Here is a 21,518-nt window from a genome sequence, read left to right as displayed (position 1 = left end):
CACCCTAACCCTCTCCCCAAAGGGGAGAGGGGACGGCTCGGTGTGGTTTTTTACTCCCTCTCCCTGAGGGAGAGGGCCGGGGTGAGGGGAGTTGCCGCACGTCCTTCCATGTTGTGAGATTGATAACAAAATTTATCTCATTCATCTCAAAAGTGTTAACCCTCACTCAAAAACATAATTTTCACTATTTATAAAAATGAAATAAATGTTTTATTTATAGGGTCGTTAGTTCACAGCATTCACCAACACCGGGAGCCGTTATGTTTAACATTGCTTTACTGGGCGCTGGCCGAATTGGCCAGGTACATGCAGCTAACATCGCCAGCCACGGCGCGACCACGCTCTGGTCCGTGGTTGACCCGAATCAGGAATTTGCCACCCGTCTCGCCGCGCAGTATCAGGCCCGCCAGCAGAGCCTGAACGAGGCGATGACCGACCCTAACGTTCACGCCGTGCTGATTGCCTCCGCCACCGATACCCACGCGGATCTGATTGAAATGGCCGCCCGCCACGGTAAGGCCATCTTCTGCGAAAAGCCGGTACACCTTGACCTCGCCCGTGTGCGCGACTGCCTGAAGGTGGTCAAAGAGTACGACGTGCCGCTGTTTATCGGCTTTAACCGCCGCTTTGACCCGCAGTTTCGCCGCGTGAAAACCGACGTGCAGGCCGGGCGCATCGGCAAACCGGAATCGCTGCTCGTCATCTCCCGCGATCCGTCTCCGCCGCCTGCGGAATACGTGCGCGTCTCCGGCGGTATGTTCCGCGATATGACCATTCATGACTTTGACATGGCCCGCTTCATCATGGGCGAAGAGCCGGTGTCGGTGTATGCCCAGGGCAGCAACCTGGTAGATCCGGCGATTGGCGAGGCGGGGGATATCGATACCGCGTTTATCGTTCTGAAATATGCCTCCGGCGCGATGGCGACCATCGTTAACAGCCGCCGTTCATCTTACGGCTACGACCAGCGCCTGGAGCTGCACGGCTCCGAAGGGCTGCTGTGCGCGGGCAACATTCTGGAAAACCAGGTGCAGCACTACGGCAAACAGGGCTGCACCAGCGCGCTGCCGGAACACTTCTTCCTGCAGCGCTACAAATCCGCTTACGCCGCGGAATGGGAACACTTTGTTGCGGTCCTGCGCGGCGAAGCGGTGCCTGACTGCAGCGGCGATGATGGTGAACGTGCGCTGTACCTCGCGGATAAAGCGCTGGAGTCGCTGCGCAGCCAGCGCGAGATCGTCCTCTAAACACAACAACCCTACACAGAGAGACATAATAATGAAAAAACTGATCGTAGCCGCCCTCATCGCCATGACGTCCGGGGCCGCCCTCGCCGAAAACGAGCAAATTGTTTTCAGTACCCCAAACCTGGCCATGCCGTTTGAAGTCCACATGCAGCGCACGGCGGTGAAAGCCGCAAAAGAGATGGGCGTGAAGCTTCAGGTGCTGGACGGGCAGGGCAGCTCGCCGAAGCAGGTGGCTGACCTGGAAAACGCCATCACCCGTGGAGCGCAGGGCTTTATCGTCTCCCCGAACGACGTCAACGCGGTCTCCAGCGCGGTGGATGAAATTCAGGATGCGAAGCTGCCGATCGTCACCCTTGACCGCTCCGTCGACAGCCAGAAGAAAGTGCCGCACTTTGGCGCCAACAACTACAAGGGCGGCCAGGCGGTTGGTGACTTCGTTAAAACCAAATTCCCCAACGGCGCGGACATCATTCTCCTCACCGGCCAGCCGGGCTCCTCTTCCAATATTGAACGCACCAAAGGGATCCGCGACAGCCTGAAGGCGGGCGGGGATAAATACAAGATCGTCGCCGATCAGACCGGAAACTGGATGCGTTCGGAAGGGATGCGCATCGTTGAAAGCGTGCTGCCTTCGCTGCCGAAGCGCCCGCAGGTGATCCTCTCCGCCAACGACGATATGGCGCTGGGGGCGATTGAAGCGCTGCAGAGCCAGGGCGTGAAGCCGGGCGAGATCCTCGTGACCGGCTTCGATGCGGTGCCGGAAGCGTTGGCTCGCGTGCGCGACGGCTGGCTGGCGGTAACGGCGGATCAGCGTCCGGGCTTTGCGGTGCAGACGGCGATGAGCCAGCTGGTGGCCAACGTGCGTGAGAAGAAAGCCATCACCGGGGCCGACTACCCGCCGACGCTGATCACCAAAGAGAACCTGCAGCAGGCTGAGCGTATCGGTGAGGCCGGTAACTAATATGTCCCGAGCCGCCTCTGGCGGCTCATCATGAGGAGGAGCAGACTGATGTCGCAACCCTTACTGAAAGTGACCGACCTGGCAAAAAGCTTTTCCGGCGTCTGGGCGCTGAGCAGCGCTCAGCTGACCGTCGGCAGTGGAGAAATTCACGCCCTGCTGGGGGAAAACGGGGCGGGGAAATCCACGCTGCTGAAGGCGCTCGCGGGCGCGCAGCCGCAAACGCGCGGGGATATCTGGTTCAACGGCGAAACGCTGCCGGTGGACGACTCCCCGGTGGCGCGCCAGAACAAGGGCATTATCACCATCTATCAGGAATTCAACCTGCTGCCCAACATGACCGTCGCGGAAAACATGTTTCTCGGGCGTGAGCCGCGTAAACGTAACCTGATCGTCGACGAAAGGGCGGTAAACCAGGAGGCACAGGTCATTCTCGATTACCTGCAGCTGAACGTTGCGCCGACCACGCCTGTCGCCCGTCTGAGCGTCGCCCAGCAGCAGATGGTGGAGATCGCCCGCGCGCTGACCCTTAACGCCCGGTTAATCATCATGGACGAACCGTCCGCCGCGCTGAGCGACAGCGAGGTGGAAAGCCTGCACCGCGTGGTGCGGGAGCTTAAAAACCGCGGCGTGAGCATTATTTACGTTACCCACCGTCTGCACGAAGTATTCCAGCTCTGCGATCGCTTCACCGTTTTCCAGGATGGCCGTTTCACCGGCACCGGCGCGGTGGCGGAGACCAATGTCGAACAGCTGATCCGCCTGATGGTCGGACGCGACGTGGCCTTTAACCGTCGTCCCGCCAGCGAAACCCATCATGAAGATAAACCCGTCCGCCTGGCGGTGAAGGGGCTGAGCCGCGAAAAGCCGCCGCTGGATCCGCACGGCATTGCTCTGCACGACATCAGCTTCCACGTCCACGCCGGGGAAGTCTTAGGCATTGCCGGGCTGGTGGGCGCGGGACGTACCGAAGTGGCCCGCTGCCTGTTTGGCGCAGACGCGTTTACCTCCGGAAGTTTTGAGCTGGACGGCGTGCCGTACCAGCCGCGCGACCCGCTGTATGCCCTCGATCAGGGCGTGGCGCTGGTGCCGGAAGACCGCAAAAAAGAGGGGGCGGTACTGGGGCTGTCGATTCGCGACAACCTGTCGCTCTCCTGCCTCTCCTCGCTGCTGCAGTGGCGCTGGTTCGTGAACACCCGCAAAGAGGACGACCTGATTGAGTCCTACCGGCAGGCGCTGCAGATCAAAATGGTCAACAGCGAGCAGGAGGTGCGCAAGCTCTCCGGCGGCAACCAGCAAAAAGTGATCCTCGCGCGCTGCATGGCGCTTAACCCGCGGGTGCTGATCGTCGATGAGCCGACGCGCGGCATCGACGTGGGGACCAAATCGGAAGTGCACCAGGTGCTGTTTGACATGGCGAAAAAGGGCGTGGCGGTGATCGTGATCTCCTCCGATCTGCCTGAAGTGATGGCGGTGTCTGACCGGATCATCACCCTCAGCGAAGGCCGGGTGACCGGTGAGATCCACGGTGACGACGCTAACGAAGAACGGCTGATGACGATGATGGCCATCAACCACAACGCCCTGAACGCGGCATAACGGAGTTTCTCATGACGCAGATGATTTCTAAAACGCAGGCCCCGGTCAAACGCGCCGGACGCATCGATCCCATCGCCTTCTTCGAGCGCTTCGGGGTGCTGATTTTCATGATCCTGCTGCTGATCTTCTTCCAGTCGCAGAACAGCAACTTTTTCTCTGAACGCAATATTTTCAACATCCTGACCGAAGTCTCTATCTACGGGATCATGGCCGTGGGGATGACCTTCGTCATTCTCACCGCCGGGATCGACCTCTCCGTGGGCTCCATTCTGGCGGTGTGCGCCATGACTGCGGCGTACGTGATCAAAGGCGACAACTTCACCACCGTTGACCCGAACGCCTGGGGCGGCATGAGCTGGCTGATTGGGCTGGGGATTTGTCTGGCTATGGGCACGGCGATTGGCTTCCTGCACGGTCTGGGCGTCACCCGACTGCGCCTGCCGCCGTTCATCGTCACCCTCGGCGGCATGACCATCTGGCGCGGCCTGACGCTGGTGATTAACGACGGCGCGCCGATTGCCGGTTTTGACCCCGGCTACCGCTGGTGGGGACGCGGGGAGCTGCTCGGCATCTCTATTCCTATCTGGATCTTCGCCATCGTCGCCGTCGGCGGCTATCTGGCGCTGCATAAAACCCGCTGGGGCCGCTTCGTCTACGCCATCGGCGGCAACCCGGAGGCGGCGCGCCTGGCGGGAGTGAACGTCAAGCGCGTGCTGGTCAGCGTCTACGTGCTGATCGGCTGTCTGGCGGGGCTGGCGGGCTTCATCCTGAGCGCGCGTCTGGGAAGCGCCGAGGCGGTGGCCGGGATCTCCTTTGAGCTACGCGTCATCGCCTCGGTGGTGATCGGCGGCACCTCGCTGATGGGCGGCTACGGGCGCATCGGCGGCACCATTATCGGCTCCATCATTATGGGCATTCTGATTAACGGTCTGGTGCTGATGAACGTCTCGGCCTACTACCAGCAGATTATCACCGGATTAATTATCGTTCTGGCGGTGGCATTCGATACCTATGCCAAAAGCCGTCGCGGCGCACTGTGAGGAACACGATGAAAGAGGTTCGTATTGGATTGATTGGCACCGGGTATATCGGCAAGGCGCACGCTATCGCCTATGCCCAGGCCGCGACGGTGTTCAACCTGCGCGGCAGGCTGGTGCGCGAGATGGTAGCGGAAGTCACGCCGGAGCTGGCGGCAGAGCGCGCGCGGGCGTTTGGCTTCAACCGCTCCACGGGCGACTGGCGGGCGCTGGTGGCCGACCCGGCCATTGACGTGGTGGATATTTGCTCACCCAACCACCTGCATAAGGAGATGGCACTGGAGGCGATCCGCCACGGCAAGCACGTCTACTCGGAGAAGCCGCTGGCGCTTAACGCCCACGACGCGCGCGAGATGGTCGACGCCGCGAAGCGGGCCGGGGTGAAAACGCTGGTGGGGTTCAACTACATGAAGAACCCGACGGCGCAGCTGGCGAAGGAGATTATCGCGCGCGGCGAGATTGGCGAGGTGATCCACTTCTACGGCACCCACAACGAAGACTATATGGCCGACCCGCTGTCGCCCATTCACTGGCACTGCTTTAAAGAGACCGCCGGGCTGGGGGCGCTGGGCGACCTGGCGGCGCACATCGTCAATATGGCCCAGTACCTGGTGGGGGATATCGAGCAGGTCAGCGGCGACCTGAAGATCGTAGTCCCTGAACGCCCGGCGAAGGCCGGATCGTCAGAGATGATTGCCGTTGAAAACGAGGATCAGGCCCACGCGATGGTGCGTTTTGCGGGCGGGGCGCAGGGCGTGATTGAAACCTCCCGCGTTGCCTGCGGCCGCAAGATGGGGCTGTCGTACGTCATCACCGGGACGAAAGGCGCCATCAGCTTCACCCAGGAGCGCATGGCCGAGCTGAAGCTTTATCTGCATGACGATCCGGTGGACCGTCAGGGGTTCCGCACGCTGCTCGTCGGCCCGGCGCACCCGGACTACGCCTCGTTCTGCATGGGCGCGGGACACGGGATTGGCTTTAACGACCAAAAAACGGTGGAGGTGCGCGACCTGGTGGACGGGATTGCCGCCGACGCGCCGATGTGGCCGGACTTCGAAGAGGGCTGGAAGGTGTCGCGCGTGCTGGACGCGATTGCACTCTCGCACCGGGAAGGCCGCTGGCTGAACGTGAACGACATTGTCTGATGAGGTATCAACGTGGAAAAGCAGTTTGATGTGATATGCATGGGCCGCGTGGCGGTAGACCTCTACAGCCAGCAGATTGGTGCCCGTCTGGAGGACGCGTCGAGCTTCGCCAAATATCTCGGCGGGTCATCGGGCAACGTGGCGTACGGCACCGCCCGTCAGGGTTTACGCTCGTCGATGCTGGCGCGCGTCGGCGATGAACATATGGGCCGCTTCCTGCGGGAAGAGCTCAACCAGGTGGGCTGCGATACCAGCCATCTGATTACCGATAAACAACGCCTCACGGCGCTGGTGCTCCTCGGCATTAAAGACCGGGACACCTTTCCACTGATTTTTTATCGCGATAACTGCGCGGACATGGCGATTACCGCCAGCGATGTGGACGAACGCTACATTGCCTCCGCACGTTGTCTTGCCATCACCGGGACCCACCTTTCTCATCCGCAGACCCGCGAGGCGGTGCTGACGGCGCTGGGCTATGCCCGCCGTCACGGCGTGCGTACGGTGCTGGACATCGACTACCGTCCGGTGCTGTGGGGGCTGACCGCCTTGGGCGACGGCGAAACGCGCTTTATCGCCGCAGATAAGGTCACCCGCGAGCTGCAGGAAGTGCTGTACCTCTTTGACGTCATTGTCGGCACCGAAGAGGAGTTTCACATTGCGGGCGGCAGCACGGAGACCCTGCAGGCGCTGGGGCAGGTGCGCGCCGTCAGCGAAGCTGCGCTGGTCTGCAAACGCGGCGCGCTCGGCTGCTCGGTCTACACCGACGCCATTCCGTCCCGGCTGGACGACGGCCTGACGGTGACCGGCGTGCGCGTGGAGGTGCTGAACGTCCTCGGGGCGGGGGACGCGTTTATGTCCGGCCTGCTGCGCGGCTACCTGAACGACGAGGGCTGGGAGCAGGCGTGCCGCTACGCCAACGCCTGCGGCGCGCTGGTGGTCTCGCGCCACGGCTGCGCCCCGGCGATGCCGAGCAAAATCGAGCTGGATGACTATCTTTCCCGCGCTGCGGATGTGCCGCGCCCGGATCTTGACCCGCGTCTTAACCATCTCCACCGGGTGACCACCCGCCGCCGCGAATGGCCTGAGCTGTGCGTGATGGCCTTCGACCACCGCAGCCAGCTTGAGGATATGGCGATGCAGTGCGGCGCGTCGCTTAAGCGCATTCCGGCGCTGAAGCAGCTGATCCTGCAGGCCAGCCGCGAGGCGGCGAGCCGCGCCGGGCTGGAGGGCAAAGCCGGTCTGCTGTGCGACGGCACCTTTGGTCAGGACGCGCTGAACGCGATCACCGGGGAAGGGTGGTGGATTGGCCGCCCCATCGAGCTGCCGGGCTCCCGGCCGCTGGAGATGGAGCACGGCAACATTGGCACCCAGCTTATCAGCTGGCCGCAGGAGCACGTGGTGAAGTGCCTGGTCTTCTTCCACCCGGAAGATGCCCACGGCCTGCGCCTGGAGCAGGAGCAGAAAATCGCCGAGGTGTACCACGCCTGCTGCCAGTCCGGTCACGAGCTGCTGCTGGAGGTGATCCTGCCCGCCAGCATGCCGCGCAGCGACGAGCTCTATCTGCGCGCCATCTCCCGCTTCTACAACCTGGGCATTTACCCGGACTGGTGGAAGCTGCCACCGCTCTCGGCCGACGGCTGGACGGCGCTGAGCGAGATTATCGAACGCCGGGACCCGCACTGCCGCGGGGTGGTGATCCTCGGCCTGGACGCTCCGGCGGAACAGCTGCGCGCCGACTTCAAAGCCGCAGCGGGGCAGCCGCTGGTGAAAGGCTTCGCCGTGGGGCGCACGCTGTTTGGCGATGCGTCCCGCGCGTGGCTGAAGCACGATATTGACGATGCGCAGCTGGTGGCGCGCATTCGGGACAACTACCTGCAGCTTATCGCCTGGTGGCGCGAGCGAGGACACGCATAATGGAGACGACAATGAGTGTACAACTGGGCATTAACCCGCTGACGTGGACGAACGACGATCTGCCTTCTCTCGGCGCGGAGACGTCGCTGGAGACCTGTCTGAGCGAAGGGAAAGAGGCCGGTTTTGCGGGCTTCGAGCTGGGCAATAAATTCCCGCGCGAAGCGCGCCTGCTCGGCCCCATCCTGCAACGCCACGACCTGCAGCTGGTCTCCGGCTGGTACTCCGGCCGCCTGCTGGAGCGCAGCGTGGAGGAGGAGATCGCCGCCGTGCAGTCCCATCTGACGCTGTTGCGCGAGCTGGGAGCGAAGGTGCTGGTCTTTGCGGAAGTGAGCGGCTGCATTCACGGCGAGCAGCAAACCCCGGTTCACCTGCGTCCGCGCTTCCCGCAGGCGCGCTGGAAAGAGTACGGTGAGAAGCTCACCGAATTTGCCCGCTATACGCAGCAACAGGGCGTGCAGATTGCCTACCATCACCATATGGGCACGGTGATTGAGTCCGCTGAGGACGTGGACAACCTGATGATCCACACCGGGGAGGAGGTTGGATTGCTGCTGGATACCGGCCATCTGACCTTTGCCGGGGCCGATCCGCTGGCGGTGGCGCAGCGCTGGGCGTCGCGCATCAACCACGTTCACTGCAAAGACGTGCGTGCCGACGTGCTGGCGGACGTCAAAAACCGCAAAACCAGCTTCCTCGATGCGGTGCTGAGCGGCGTGTTTACCGTGCCGGGCGACGGCTGCGTCGATTACTCGCCGATTATGCGGCTGCTGAAGGCGCAGGATTATCACGGCTGGCTGGTGGTCGAGGCCGAGCAGGATCCGGCGATTGCCCATCCGCTGACCTACGCCCGTCTGGGGTATAACAACCTGAGCCGTCTGGCGCGCGACGCCGGGCTTATCTGAGGAGGGGACATGTCACGTCTGTTATCACGCTGGCAACAGCCGAATGCGGAGGGGCGCACCCAGTCCGTCACGCCGGAAAGCGCAGGGTGGGGGTACGTCGGCTTTGCGGCGTATGAGCTGCAGGAGGGGCAGACGCTGACGCTGCCCGCCGTCCGCGAAGAGCGCTGCCTGGTGCTGGTCGCCGGGCGGGCCTCCATCAGCACGCCTTCCGCGCAGTTTAATGACATCGGCGAACGGATGAGCCCCTTCGAGCGCATCAAGCCGTGGGCGGTTTACGTCACCCCGCAGGAGTCGGTGCACGTGAAGGCGCTGACGAAGCTGGAGCTGGCGGTCTGCGCCGCGCCGGGCAAGGGCACGTATCCGACGCGGCTGATAGCCCCGCAGGACATCGACGGCGAAGCGCGCGGAAAAGGTCACAACCAGCGCTACGTGCACAACATTCTGCCGGAAGACAGGCCCGCCGACAGCCTGCTGGTGGTGGAGGTGTGGACCAGTGAGGGCTGCACCAGCTCGTACCCGAGCCACAAGCACGACACGGATAACCCGCCGCAGGAGACGTATCTGGAGGAGACCTACTACCATCGCCTGAACCCGGAGCAGGGGTTCTGCATGCAGCGCGTTTACACCGACGACAGAACGCTGGATGAGTGTATGGCGGTCTACAATCGCGACGTAGTGATGGTGCCGAAGGGCTACCATCCGGTCGCGACAATGGCCGGGTATGACAGCTATTACCTCAACGTGATGGCGGGGCCGGTGCGCAAATGGATGTTCACCTGGGAGGAGGATCACGCGTGGATTAATCGGGATTATCCCGCAGGGAGGGGGGGCTGAGACGGCCTTTCTTGTCGGGTGGCGCTGCGCTTACCCGACCTACGAAATCGTAGGCCCGTGCAAGCGTAGCGCCGCCGGGCGAATTTTTCTCAGTGCATCCGCCTCGCCTGCTCAATTGTCCGGGCAACGATCTGCGGCTGGCTGACCATCGACACGTGGCTCGCAGCCACCTCGGCGGTTTTCGCGTGGATCGTCTTCGCCATCGCCCGTTCAAGATCGGGGTTGATCATTCGGTCATTTTTGCTGACCACATACCAGCTCGGTTTGTCATGCCACGCCGCGTGGGCGACCTTTTCACCAAACGCCTCGGCCTTAATTGGCCCCTGCGTGGCTGCAATCGTGTTTTGAGCGTCGGGCTTCACGTCAGGCGCGAAGTCCTTTCTGACGGCTCCTGTCGGCAGGTATAAATAGCCGTCCGCCGTTTTAGCGATGCCCGCGCTGCCCGGCGGTGAAGGGTAGCTTCCTGCCAGGTCCGCCGTCGACTGCCCGGAGTCCGGCGCGAACGCCGCCACATACACCAGCGATTTTACCCGCGCATCGTTGCCCGCCTCGCTAATCACGGTGCCGCCCCACGAATGGCCCACCAGAACCACGTCACCCTGTGCACGGGCGATGGCCCGTTTTGTGGCCGCAACGTCATCCTTAAGCGAGGTGAGCGGGAGCTGGACGGCAATGACCTCTGCGTGCTGTTTCTGCAGCAGGGTAATCACTTTATTCCAGCTGCTGCCGTCGGCAAACGCGCCGTGGACCAGCACCACGCTGGTTTTACTCTGCGCAAAGGCGCTGGCGGAAAGCGCCAGCAGGCCTGCCGTCACTACAGACAGTGCTTTCATCTTCAGACTCCTTAAAAGTGATGGACCGCCGCGTGGGGCGGGACGGTGAATTCAACGGTTTTGTGGTCGAGCGGCTTATGCGTCGGGTCGGCCAGAATAAGGGTCACCTTGTGTTTACCGGCGGGCAGCCCTACCAGGATCACCGGCTCTCCGCTGGCGTCAGCCCAGTGCCACGGCGCGTCATCCACCACCACGTGAATGTGCCCGATGCGCGGGGTGACCTTGAGCGCTTCGGGGCCGAATACCGGCTCGATGCGCAGGTTTTCGGCACGGTACTGGATAAACACCGCGCCTTTGCTTAGCGGCCCGGCAAGCGGCGGATCGACGATCAGCTTTGCGGGCGGCTGCGGCTGCGCCAGCGGCGCAACGGCGGCGGGGCCGTTAACGTCCGCGGCGCTCAGGTTGTCCAGCGGTGTGGCCCAGGCATGGGCTACAGATGCCAGGACAAGCAGAGGGATAAGTGCATAACGACGGATCATCGGTTTCTCTCCTCATCGGTTCTGAATGGCGACAGGGAAAGAAAACCATTTTTATGTATCGGAGATATTTGCCGGAGGCGGCGTTTTGTACCCGTTTGTCAGCGCAGGGGTCTGGATACAGTGCGATACACTTTGCCTGCCGGGACGGCGCACAATCGCTATCGCCAGCCCGGCAATCACCAGCGTCAGCCCCGTTGAAACCCACATTGCACCCGCGATCCCCAGCGTTTTATTCAGCCACGCATAGGCAAACGGTGAGGCTGCCGCCATCAGCTGGCCGGGGATAAGCAGCATGCCGGTGCGGCGGGCATAGCTTTCGGTGCTAAACAGCTCCAGCGGCAGGGTGGCTTTCACGATGGTGACCAGCCCGTTGATGGCGCCATAGCCCAGCACAAACCCGGCCGCACACCACACAAACAGGGCGCTGCTCATTCCCAGAAGAAAGCAGAGCGGCATGGTGAGCGCGGTAAAAAGCGTCAGTTTGAAGGGGGTTAAGCGGGCACCCGCCAGCACTTCCAGCGAGCGAGCACCCGTCTGGCCGATCCCCCACAGCATGCCGATGGCGACCGGCAGGCCGAAGTGGGCAATAAACTCGGGCAGATGGGTGGAGGTGCCGTTCGAGACAAAGGTGATGAGGGCAATGAAGGCGGCATAAAGCCAGCCGTTGCGCCGCTCGTTGTACAGCGGCGGCGCGGTGACTTTTGTCGTCACCGCCAGCCGATGCCGGGGAAGCGTTCTTATCAGCGCCGCGCTCATCAGGCCGAAGAGAGCATAGACGCGCAGCGCCTCCTGCCAGCTCATCACCTGAAGCAGGGCATCGCCCAGCGGCCAGAAAACGGCGGAGGCCAGCCCGCCCGCCAGCGTGACGCGTGAGATTGTTCTTCGCGCCTGCTGCCCGTAGAGGTTCACCAGCGCGGCGAACAGCGCATCGTACAGCGACAGGCGCATCCCTATACCGCTGACCAGCCAGGCGCAGTACCAACCAGACAGCGTCTGGGTATACGCCATCCCTGCGCAGCTAACAGCAATCAGCAACGTGCCGCTCATCACCACCGTCTGGCCACCAAATCGCGCCAGCAGGCGGGCGACAAACGGCGAAACCGCCGCCATCACCAGCATCGCCAGCGTCAGGCCGAGGTAAATCTGCGGTGACGACCAGCCACGGTCGGCTGAAATCGCCAGCGCAAAAGTGCCGGGCATATAAAACGAGATCCCCCAGTTGATGAGTTGATTGCACCCGGCAGCGAGGGCAAGGTGGCGAGGCAGGGCAGGTGTTTCCATTGTCTTTCATTCCGTTATGCAGTTGTCCAGAGCATAGCGAGCGCGGTATTGTGCTGGCAGGTCAGCAACCTTATGCGCGGTATAAGAGAAACTTTGATGACGACGCTTAATCTGGGCCATCTCACCACGTTCCGTCTGGTGATCCAGCGCGGCAGCTTTTCAGCGGCGGCGGATGTGCTGGGCATTTCCCAGCCCGCCGTCAGCCTGCAAATACGCCAGCTGGAGCAGTTTTTACAAACGCGTCTGGTGGAGCGGACCGGGCGAGGGATTAAGGCTACCGCTGCCGGGCAGGCTTTGCTGGTGCACGGGGAGCGCATTGAACAGGCAGTTGATGAAACCCTTCGTTCCGTTAGCGAGTTCAGTCACGACGTTAGCGGCACCGTTACGCTTGGCACGGGCGCGACCGCCTGTATACATCTTCTGCCACCGTTGCTGCAGCAGCTGCGCAGTGACTATCCGCTTTTACGCGTGGGCGTGACGACGGGCAATACGATCGATATTGTTCGCGCCATTGAAGAAAACCGACTCGATATGGGACTGGTGACGCTGCCCGTCAGCGGGAGGGCGCTGGACGTGATGCCGGTGATGGACGAAGAATTCGTGTTTATCGCGTCGCTGGAGCAGCAGGCGATGTTTACAGACTTAAGGCCTGATGCACTCCATACGCAACCGCTGATTGCCTTTGAGTCGGGCAGCGGAACCCGGGCACTGATTGACGGCTGGTTTGAGGCCAGTGGATTAACGATTGCACCGGCTATGCAGCTCGGCAGCATTGAGGCTATCAAACGGATGGTGCGTTCGGGGCTTGGCTACAGCATCGTGCCGAAAATGGCGGTGAAACAGAGGGCAGACCGCGAAGGATTATGCGTCAGTTCTCTCTCGCCCGTACTGCAGCGGCAGCTGGCTGTCGTGATGCGTCAGGATAAGATCCTGAGCAAAGGAATTTCAGGCATTATTCGGATCCTGCAACGGCATCCGCAAGGCTAGCGTTCGGGCGTTTCGACGGTCAGGCTGGTTTGCTGCGACTGTATTTTGTCCTGATGGTGATACCAGGCGCCGATGGAGGAGTAAACAAAGCGGCCAAAGAAAAACAGGAAGCTGATGAGCAGTATGATGCGGGTCATCCGGGTGTTAAATCGGTGTCGTTTGTGCATACGCGTGGCCTGACTCACTGTGTTTTTCCTGGGTATACCCTTCCGGGCGATGCGGATATTAAGGCACAGCGGGAAGAAAGGGTCAATTCTGCGATGTGTAAATAACCGTCAATGTTTACATTAACCCATGTTATTAAAAATAATATATCTATTTAACGTAATGATAAGTTCAGGAAAAAGAGTCTAAAAAATCATAATGAAGGTTAATTTGAATAAATTAGTTTGATTTATGTCAACGGTTTCCCTGCGCCGATAATTAAAATCCCTCCTCCACTGCGTCCGTTCCGTACATTGCCGGACGACGAGTATGTCAGGTTGGATGCCTGTCTTCTTATACCCTCTGGAGCGAAAGGGTTTTAAACGGGCATCTATGAAACTTCTTCCTATCCTGAAAAAAAATAAAGATCGCTGGTGGGCTCTGCCGTTTATATTACCCATCGCGCTGTTGCCTGTTCTCAGTGTGGTAAATACCTTCGCGCAGCTGGGCGACGGTATTGTGACACTCTACTATCTGCCTCTCTTTTTCCTGCTTGCTCTGATGATGTTTTTTGGTCTGGAAGCCATTCCCGGGATCGTGCTGGCGCTATTTTTCCGCTACTACGCCTCTGTTGGGTTGTTTGAAACGGTCGCCGGGATTTTCCATTTTTTCATCCCTTTAGTGCTCAGCTGGGGCGGTTACCGCGTGTTTGCTCCACGCCGCAATATGACGGCTTATGGGGATATACGACTGATGGCGCAGCGCATTTTCTGGCAGGTTTTCTGCCCGGCAACGCTGTTTTTGCTGCTGTTTCAGTTTGCGGTTTATCTTGGCATCTATGAGAGCCGTCAGAGCCTTGCGGGATTAAACCCCCTTAACATTCGAACGCTCATTAACTATCAGGCGCTGCTGGTCAGCGGACTGACCGGCGTTCCGCTGAGCTATCTGCTCATTCGCGTGATACGCCATCCTCGCTACATTAACGGGCTTATGTCCCAAATCCGCGCCCAGATAGACAAAAAAGTAACGGCCGTTGAGCTGTTGATTTGGGCTATCGCACTGGTTGCGCTGCTTTCGCTGCTGCTGCAGCCGATGAATGAAAACAGCTCTATTTTCAGCACTAACTACACCTTATCGCTACTGATGCCGGTGATGCTCTGGGGAGCAATGCGTTTTGGCTATAAGCTGATGTCGATAATCTGGACGCCGGTGCTGCTGGTGTCGATTCACTTTTTCTACCGCTACATTCCGCTGCACCAGGCCTATGACATTCAGCTGGCCATTACCTCATCCAGCTATTTGGTCTTTTCGTTTGTGGTGATTTACATGTCGATGCTGGCGACACGCCAGCGCGCCGTGAATATGCGCTCCCGCAGGCTTGCGCTGCTCGACCCGGTGGTGCACATGCCCAACCTGCGCGCGTTGACGCGCGAGCTTGCTAAAAACCCGTGGTCGGCGCTGTGCCTGCTGCGTATCCCCGAGCTGGAAGTGCTGGGGCGTAACTACGGTGTGCTGCTGCGTATTCAGTACAAGCAGCAGCTGGCGCACTGGATTAATGGCACGCTTCAGCACAATGAGCGGGTCTATCATCTGACCGGTTGCGACCTGGCGGTGAGGCTTAACGCCGAGTCGCATCAGCAGCGTATTGATACGCTGGATGAACATATCAAGCAGTTCCGCTTTCTGTGGGACGGCATGCCCTTGCAGCCTCAGGTGGGCGTCAGCTACTGCTATGTCCGCTCACCGGTTAACCATCTTTATCTGGTTCTGGGGGAATTGGGCGTTGTCGCCGATCTGTCGCTATCGACCAACCACCCTGAGAACCTCCAGCAGCGTGGTGCCGTACATTTACAGCGCAGCCTGAAAGATAAGGTCGCGATGATGAGCCGTCTGCAAAGCGCGCTCGATAAAAACGCGTTCACTCTGATGGTTCAGCCCGTTCGCGGCCTGCGCGGCGATTGCTATCATGAAGTGCTGCTCAGGATGTCGGACGAGAACGGGGAATTAATGTCTCCCGATCGATTCCTGCCTGTCGCGCAGGAATTTGGACTGTCATCACGCGTTGACTTATGGGTACTGGAACACACGCTCCGCTTCCAGGCAGAGCATCGCGACAGGCTGCCCGGTCAACGTTTTGCCATTAATCTGGCGCCTTCAACCGTATGCAGGGCGCAGTTCCCGCTTGAGGTGAGCCGCCTGCTCACCAGATACGGCGTGGAGGCGTGGCAGCTGATCGTCGAAGTGACGGAGTGCAGCACCTTCGGCAACACCCACCAGGCGGAACAAAACCTCAGACAGCTGCAAAAAATGGGGGTGCGCATTGCGATAGATGATTTTGGTACCGGCTACGCGAGCTATGCGCGACTGAAAAGCGTGGACGCCGATATTCTCAAAATCGATGGCAGCTTTATTCGCAACATCGTCAGCAACAGTCTGGATTATCAGATAGTGGCGTCGATCTGCCATCTGGCGCGAATGAAGAACATGCTGGTGGTGGCGGAGTATGTAGAAACTGAAGAGATACGTAGCGCGGTGCACGCGCTAGGTATCGATTATGTCCAGGGTTATCTGATCGGCAAGCCGGTTGCACTTGGATCCTTGTCTGAAGAAGAGGCGTCTCAGGCAGACGCCTGAGACATTACGCCGCGACGTCGGCGCTCTCTTCTTCAATTTTGAGCAGCCAGCCGGTGACCGCTTCCCAGTATTGCTGCTCTTTTTCCAGATCCAGCAGCACCAGCGCGTTCTGGCTAAACCAGTCGTGCGGGAAGCTCAGCGTCCAGTGATGATCGTCTGTTTTCAGTTTTAACGTTGGGGGCGTCGTCGTTGCCTGACGCTGGTTATTGAGCAGCACGCCCAGGCGCAGCAGCTGAATAAGCGGCAGGAACTGCTTTTTCTTGAACAGCGTGAAGCGCGGCAGATCGTCGAGCTTAATGGCTTTTCGGTGGTAGCGAACCAGCGTGGCCATCATGGTCTGCTGCTCCTGGTTGAAGCCGGGCAGATCGCTGTTTTGCAGAATATAGGCCGAATGACGATGCATCCCGCTGTGATTGATGTTCAGCCCCACTTCGTGCAGCATCGCGGCCCATTTCAGCAGGGCGGCAAGCTGCGGATGCGCCAGCTTAGGGTTCTGCTCCTGCCACTGATCGTACATCTGCTCCGTGGTTTCCAGTACGCGCTTCGCCTGCTCGCGGTCGATGTTGTACTGGTTCGCCAGGCTCTGCGCGGTGCGGCTGCGAATGTCCTGATGGCGGAAGCGGCCCTCCATCTCGTACAGCACGCCTTCGCGCAGCGCGCCGTCAGAAAGACGCAGCTCTTTAATCGCCAGCGCATCAAACACGCCGCACAGGATCGCAAGCCCCGGCACGAAGACCGATTTCCGCTCATCGGACAGGCCCGGCAGGCTCAGGGCGTCGAAGCTTTTATGCTTCAGCACTTCTTCGGTGAGCAGAACCAGACGCTCGGGGGTAATGATCCCGTCTTTTTCACCCATCGCCAGCAGCACTTCATGGGCGGCTTTAATCGAGCCGGAGGCACCCAGCGCCACGTTCCAGCCCTGAATGCGATACTGCCACGCCAGGTTTTCCAGCTTCTGGATGGCGGCCATGCGCGCGCGCTGGAAGTTTTCGCGGGTTATGGTGCCGCCCGGGAAATACATCTGCGCGAAGCTCACGCAGCCCATGCGGCGGCTTTCTACCAGACGCGGCTCGAAGTCTTCACCGATCACCAGCTCCGTTGAGCCGCCGCCGATGTCGATCACCAGCTTGCGGCCTTTCTCCGGCTGCGTATGCTCCACGCCCATAAAAATCAGACGCGCTTCTTCGTTGCCGGAGATGATCTCAATCGGGTAGGGGATAACCTTCTCTGCGCGCTTGAGAAACTCCGACGCATTCAGCGCCTGACGCAGCGTATGCGTTCCCACGATGCAAACGCTGGAGGGGGAAAAACCCTGCAGGCGTTCAGCAAACAGCGACAGGCAGTTTAAGCCGCGCTCCATCGCCTCTTCGCTGAGCATGCTGCGCGCGTCCAGGCCATCGGCCAGATGCACGCGCTGCTTCAGACGACCGATGATCTGTAACGCACCATCTACCTCACGGGCGATGACCATGTGGAAACTGTTTGAACCAAGATCGACCGCGGCGAACTCCTGCGGTCGTGGCGTATTATCATTTATCGGCATAGGTTAATCGGGTTGCTCGAGTGATTTGATGTAATCGTAAATCGCCAGCTGCGACCGCACTTTTCGGCGATTGCCGCGCGGTACGTAGCGATTACTGAGTTCTTTGTCGATATAACGTGCTTTCACCGTATCGCTAAACAAAATCTCGATAATATCGAGGATCTGCTGTTTCAGGCGCGGGTCCAACAGCGGAGCCGCTACTTCAATTCTGTAATCAATATTGCGCGTCATCCAGTCTGCAGAAGAAAGATAAACCCGCTTGTCGCCTGCATTATCGAAAATGTAGATCCGGTCATGTTCCAGATAGCGGTCAACGATGCTGATCACGCGAATATTGTCGCTGATGCCTTCCAGTTCCGGGATCAGCGAACACATGCCGCGGATCAGCAGGTTAACCGGCACGCCGGAGCTGGACGCCGCGTACAGCCTGTCCACCAGACCTTTATCTACGAGGTTGTTGAGCTTCAGCGTGATGCCCGACGACAGCCCTTTCTGGGCGTTGGCGATCTCTTTATCGATCATATCGTACAGCAGGCGGCGCGAGTTCTGCGGTGACACCAGCAGATAGTCGAAGCTGACCGGGCGGTACGGATTCTCAATAAAGTTGAATACCCGACGCACTTCGTTGGTGATGCGTGCATCGGCGGTTAAGAGCGAGTAGTCGGTATAAATACGCGCGGTTTTCTCGTTAAAGTTCCCGGTACCGATGTGGGCGTACCGCACCACGTCGTCACCCTCTTTACGGGAGATCAGGAACAGCTTGGCGTGAATTTTCAGCCCCGGCGCGGAGAAGATAACGTGCACGCCCGCTTCCGTCAGACGGCGCGCCCAGTGGATGTTCGCCTCTTCGTCGAAGCGTGCCTGCAACTCGACCACGACCGTGACTTTTTTGCCGTTGTGCGCCGCGTGGATCATTGCGTCGATGATGCGGGAATCTTTTGCCACGCGGTAAATGTTGATTTTGATCGCCAGCACGTTCGGGTCGAACGAGGCCTGACGCAGCAGCTCCAGCACGTGTTCAAAGGTGTGGTACGGATAGTAAAGCAGCACATCGCGCTCGCGGATGGCGTCGAATCCGTTACGGAATTTATCGAACCAGAGATGACGCAGGCGCGGCAGCGGTTTGTTCACCAGATTGGCTTTGCCAACGTTCGGGAAGCCAATAAAGTCTTTAAAGTTGTGGTAGCGCCCGCCGGGAATGATCGAGTCGTAGCGGGAGATGGTCAGCTTCTCGCGCAGCATTTCAACCATCGCATCCGGCATATCGCGCTGATAGACGAAACGGACCGGCTCGGCCGTCAGACGCTGCTTGAGGCTGGAGGACATCAGCTCCATCAGGCTGGCTTCCATCTCATGCACCAGGTCATATTCGGCGTCGCGGGTCATCTTCATCGAATAGGCGTTTAACGCATCGTAATCGAAGAAGCCTTTGAAAATGTCGTCCAGGCAGTAGCGCAGGATGTTATCCAGCAGGATCATCGGCTTGCGGCGTCGCGGGGTTTCCGGCGGCAGGTTCACAAAGCGCGGAACCTTATCGGACGGGATCTCCAGCAGCGCGTAGCTGATATTCTCACCACGAATGATTTCGACCGCCAGATAGGTGTAATCGTCCTTCAGAAACTGGACCAGATCGGTTTCGCGGTTAATCAGAATAGGGGTGATGTGCTGACGCAGATAGTGTTTAAAGTAGTGGCGCAGCCAGGTCTGTTGGTTGGCGGAGAGCTGGCGTTCGTTAATCAGGAAGATTTGGTTGCGCGCCATTTCCAGCAGCAGCTCGTTGTAGAGGCCATCAAATTCCTGATCGGCTTTCATAACGCGAGACTGGATTTTTCCAAGCAGATGGCGTGAGTGGGAATTTAGACCCTGCTCTTCGCTGATGATGATCCGCCGCTTCAGTTCAGCAAAGCGAACCTTGTAGAACTCATCCAGGTTGTTGGAATAAATGCCCAAAAAACGCATACGCTCGATCAGCGGGTTACTTTTGTCTGCCGCTTCCTGGAGTACACGCTCGTTGAATGCTAACCAGCTTAGCTCTTTCTCGATATATAACTTTTCCTGACCCATTACAGCTCACACTCCAGTTCAATCACAGGACGTGGTAAATCCGTCTCGTCCTTATTATGGCGAGCATTTCCACGATATGTCCAACAGTGCCAGAAAAGTATGACAGTTATTTTTTTTGTTGGGGAATTTAGAGGGTTGGAGAAGGGAATATCGGGTAATGCAACGTACAGGTCGGGTAAGCGCAGCAGCGCCACCCGACATAACAAACTACTCTTCGGCCGCATAACCTTGCGGGGGTAACTTCACGCCGTCCAGCCAGGCTGCGCCGTCGCGCATCTCCAGACGGCCCTCAACAAACCAGCTTACCACCAGCGGGTAAATGGCGTGTTCCTGGGTCTGTACGCGTTCGGTCACGTCGTCTTCGCTATCGCCGTCAAAGACCGGCACTTTGGCCTGCAGGATCACCGGGCCGCCGTCCAGCTCGTCGGTCACGAAATGGACAGAGGTACCGTGCTCCTCGTCGCCGTTTTCCAGCACCTGACGATGGGTGTGTAAGCCCGGATATTTCGGCAGCAGGGAAGGGTGAATATTCAGCAGACGTCCGGCGAAGTGTTCGACAAAAGCGGGGCTCAGAATACGCATATAGCCCGCCAGCACGACCACGTCCGGCGCGTAGGCATCAATCTCCTGCACCAGTTCCCGATCAAAGGCTTCACGCCCGGCGAACTGGCTGGCTTCCAGCGCGTGCGCAGGAATGTTCGCCTCCCGCGCGCGCTCAAGGCCGAACGCGTCGGCCTTGTTGCTGAAGACTGCCCGAATGGTGCCATTGATTTTCTTCTGTTTGCAGGCGTCTATGATTGCCTGCAAATTGCTTCCGTTGCCGGAAATGAGCACCACGATGTTTTTCATTCAATGACCACACGCTGTTCGGAATCGGAAGCTTTAATCGTACCGATTTTCCACGCGTTTTCACCTTTTTCAGTCAGCAGCTTAACGGCTTTATCCGCTTCACTTGCCGGCAGGGCGATAACCATACCCACGCCGCAGTTAAAGGTGCGGTACATTTCGTGAGAGCTCACGTTGCCAGCGGTCTGCAGCCAGTTGAAGACGGCTGGCCACTGCCATGAGGATTCGTCGATCACCGCCTGGGTGTTGTCCGGCAGAACGCGCGGAATGTTTTCCCAGAAGCCGCCACCGGTCAGGTGGGCAATGGCGTGAACGTCGACGTTCTCGATAAGCTCAAGTACGTTTTTGACGTAGATGCGGGTCGGCGCCAGCAGGTGGTCAGCCAGCGGTTTACCGTCCAGCTCGGTGGTCAGCGGGTCGCAGCCGCTCACTTCGAGAATTTTACGTACCAGGGAGTAGCCGTTGGAGTGCGGACCGCTGGAGGCCAGTGCGATCAGCACATCGCCATCGGCCACTTTGCTGCCGTCGATAATTTCTGATTTTTCTACTACGCCGACGCAGAAGCCTGCGACGTCATAATCTTCGCCGTGGTACATGCCCGGCATTTCTGCGGTTTCGCCGCCGACCAGCGCACAGCCGGACTGCAGGCAGCCTTCGGCGATACCGCTAATCACGCTGGCTGCGGTGTCCACGTCCAGCTTGCCGGTTGCGTAGTAATCGAGGAAGAACAGCGGCTCCGCGCCCTGTACCACCAGATCGTTCACGCACATCGCGACCAGATCGATACCGATCGTGTCGTGACGTTTTAAATCCATCGCCAGGCGCAGTTTGGTGCCTACACCGTCAGTACCCGAGACCAGAACTGGTTCACGATATTTTTGCGGCAGTGCGCACAGCGCGCCGAAGCCACCCAGGCCACCCATCACTTCCGGGCGGCGGGTTTTCTTCACCACACCTTTGATTCGGTCAACCAGCGCATTACCTGCGTCAATATCAACACCGGCATCTTTGTAGCTGAGAGAAGTTTTGTTGGTCACGGCTTAAATCCCCACGCGATTGCATAGCTAG

At 59.3% G+C, this 21,518-nt stretch carries 18 protein-coding genes; 10 read left to right on the top strand and 8 right to left on the bottom strand.

The features are described from left to right. The first annotated feature begins 260 nt into the window (after positions 1-260). Genes iolG through iolB form a run of 8 tightly spaced genes read left to right on the top strand, consistent with a single transcriptional unit; the run spans position 261 to position 9,639 of the window. Positions 261-1,247 carry an inositol 2-dehydrogenase gene (gene iolG, locus K5E19_RS09500; protein ID WP_221550987.1) on the top strand — a complete coding sequence of 329 codons (987 nt, stop codon included), beginning with the start codon at positions 261-263 and terminating at the stop codon, positions 1,245-1,247. 31 nt (positions 1,248-1,278) lie between these two features. Continuing rightward, positions 1,279-2,208, top strand: a complete 930-nt coding sequence (locus tag K5E19_RS09495) for a sugar ABC transporter substrate-binding protein (RefSeq protein WP_023333011.1) — start codon at positions 1,279-1,281, stop codon at positions 2,206-2,208. 48 nt (positions 2,209-2,256) lie between these two features. Then, positions 2,257-3,804 (top strand): sugar ABC transporter ATP-binding protein, encoded by a 1,548-nt coding sequence (locus K5E19_RS09490; protein WP_221550986.1) that lies wholly within the window; start codon positions 2,257-2,259, stop codon positions 3,802-3,804. Positions 3,805-3,815: 11 nt separating this feature from the next. Next, positions 3,816-4,844, top strand: a complete 1,029-nt coding sequence (locus K5E19_RS09485) for an ABC transporter permease (RefSeq protein WP_028014045.1) — start codon at positions 3,816-3,818, stop codon at positions 4,842-4,844. An 8-nt stretch (positions 4,845-4,852) separates the two neighbouring features. Continuing rightward, positions 4,853-5,986, top strand: coding sequence for a Gfo/Idh/MocA family protein (locus tag K5E19_RS09480; protein ID WP_221550985.1), 1,134 nt, complete (start codon positions 4,853-4,855; stop codon positions 5,984-5,986). 12 nt (positions 5,987-5,998) lie between these two features. Continuing rightward, positions 5,999-7,903 (top strand): bifunctional 5-dehydro-2-deoxygluconokinase/5-dehydro-2-deoxyphosphogluconate aldolase, encoded by a 1,905-nt coding sequence (gene iolC, locus K5E19_RS09475; RefSeq protein ID WP_221550983.1) that lies wholly within the window; start codon positions 5,999-6,001, stop codon positions 7,901-7,903. Between the two features lie 11 nt (positions 7,904-7,914). Continuing rightward, the gene (gene iolE, locus K5E19_RS09470; protein ID WP_221550982.1) at positions 7,915-8,805 is read left to right on the top strand and encodes a myo-inosose-2 dehydratase; all 891 of its coding nucleotides are present in this window, start codon (positions 7,915-7,917) and stop codon (positions 8,803-8,805) included. A gap of 9 nt (positions 8,806-8,814) precedes the next feature. Continuing rightward, entirely contained in the window at positions 8,815-9,639 is an 825-nt protein-coding gene (iolB, locus tag K5E19_RS09465) for a 5-deoxy-glucuronate isomerase (protein ID WP_221550981.1), read from the top strand. Positions 9,640-9,728: 89 nt separating this feature from the next. On the opposite strand, the gene K5E19_RS09460 is transcribed toward iolB, so the two are convergent. The 3 genes from K5E19_RS09460 to K5E19_RS09450 are packed head-to-tail and all read right to left on the bottom strand — an operon-like array spanning position 9,729 to position 12,232. Further along, positions 9,729-10,472, bottom strand: a complete 744-nt coding sequence (locus K5E19_RS09460; protein ID WP_221550980.1) for an alpha/beta fold hydrolase — start codon at positions 10,470-10,472, stop codon at positions 9,729-9,731. Between the two features lie 11 nt (positions 10,473-10,483). Further along, on the bottom strand, positions 10,484-10,951 hold the full coding sequence (locus K5E19_RS09455) for a DUF6130 family protein (protein ID WP_221550979.1): 468 nt from the start codon (positions 10,949-10,951) through the stop codon (positions 10,484-10,486). Between the two features lie 51 nt (positions 10,952-11,002). Continuing rightward, complete coding sequence (locus K5E19_RS09450; protein WP_221550977.1) at positions 11,003-12,232, bottom strand: MFS transporter; 1,230 nt, start codon at positions 12,230-12,232, stop codon at positions 11,003-11,005. Positions 12,233-12,328: 96 nt separating this feature from the next. Here K5E19_RS09450 and K5E19_RS09445 point away from each other — a divergent pair, with 96 nt between their 5' ends. Next, the gene (locus K5E19_RS09445; protein WP_221550975.1) at positions 12,329-13,219 is read left to right on the top strand and encodes a LysR family transcriptional regulator; all 891 of its coding nucleotides are present in this window, start codon (positions 12,329-12,331) and stop codon (positions 13,217-13,219) included. Here K5E19_RS09445 and K5E19_RS09440 read toward each other — a convergent pair. After that, on the bottom strand, positions 13,216-13,404 hold the full coding sequence (locus K5E19_RS09440) for a YfgG family protein (protein ID WP_042717858.1): 189 nt from the start codon (positions 13,402-13,404) through the stop codon (positions 13,216-13,218). The two genes, K5E19_RS09445 and K5E19_RS09440, sit on opposite strands and share 4 nt — an antisense overlap. Before the next feature lie 352 nt (positions 13,405-13,756). Here K5E19_RS09440 and K5E19_RS09435 point away from each other — a divergent pair, with 352 nt between their 5' ends. After that, positions 13,757-15,997, top strand: a complete 2,241-nt coding sequence (locus K5E19_RS09435; protein ID WP_221550973.1) for an EAL domain-containing protein — start codon at positions 13,757-13,759, stop codon at positions 15,995-15,997. 4 nt (positions 15,998-16,001) lie between these two features. On the opposite strand, the gene ppx is transcribed toward K5E19_RS09435, so the two are convergent. From ppx to purM, 4 genes are all read right to left on the bottom strand, one after another. Further along, positions 16,002-17,540 carry an exopolyphosphatase gene (gene ppx, locus K5E19_RS09430; RefSeq protein WP_221550970.1) on the bottom strand — a complete coding sequence of 513 codons (1,539 nt, stop codon included), beginning with the start codon at positions 17,538-17,540 and terminating at the stop codon, positions 16,002-16,004. Positions 17,541-17,543: 3 nt separating this feature from the next. Continuing rightward, positions 17,544-19,604 carry a polyphosphate kinase 1 gene (gene ppk1 / locus K5E19_RS09425; RefSeq protein ID WP_221550969.1) on the bottom strand — a complete coding sequence of 687 codons (2,061 nt, stop codon included), beginning with the start codon at positions 19,602-19,604 and terminating at the stop codon, positions 17,544-17,546. A 207-nt stretch (positions 19,605-19,811) separates the two neighbouring features. Then, the gene (gene purN, locus K5E19_RS09420) at positions 19,812-20,453 is read right to left on the bottom strand and encodes a phosphoribosylglycinamide formyltransferase (RefSeq protein ID WP_182401083.1); all 642 of its coding nucleotides are present in this window, start codon (positions 20,451-20,453) and stop codon (positions 19,812-19,814) included. Then, positions 20,450-21,487 carry a phosphoribosylformylglycinamidine cyclo-ligase gene (gene purM / locus K5E19_RS09415; protein WP_032643593.1) on the bottom strand — a complete coding sequence of 346 codons (1,038 nt, stop codon included), beginning with the start codon at positions 21,485-21,487 and terminating at the stop codon, positions 20,450-20,452. Before purM ends, purN begins: the two co-directional genes overlap by 4 nt. Positions 21,488-21,518 lie beyond the last annotated feature (31 nt).

Source organism: Enterobacter sp. RIT637 (genome assembly GCF_019718755.1).
In the GTDB taxonomy this organism is placed as follows: Bacteria; Pseudomonadota; Gammaproteobacteria; order Enterobacterales; family Enterobacteriaceae; genus Enterobacter.
Note: the sequence above shows the minus strand (reverse complement) of the source record. Positions and strands in the feature narration are given on the sequence as shown.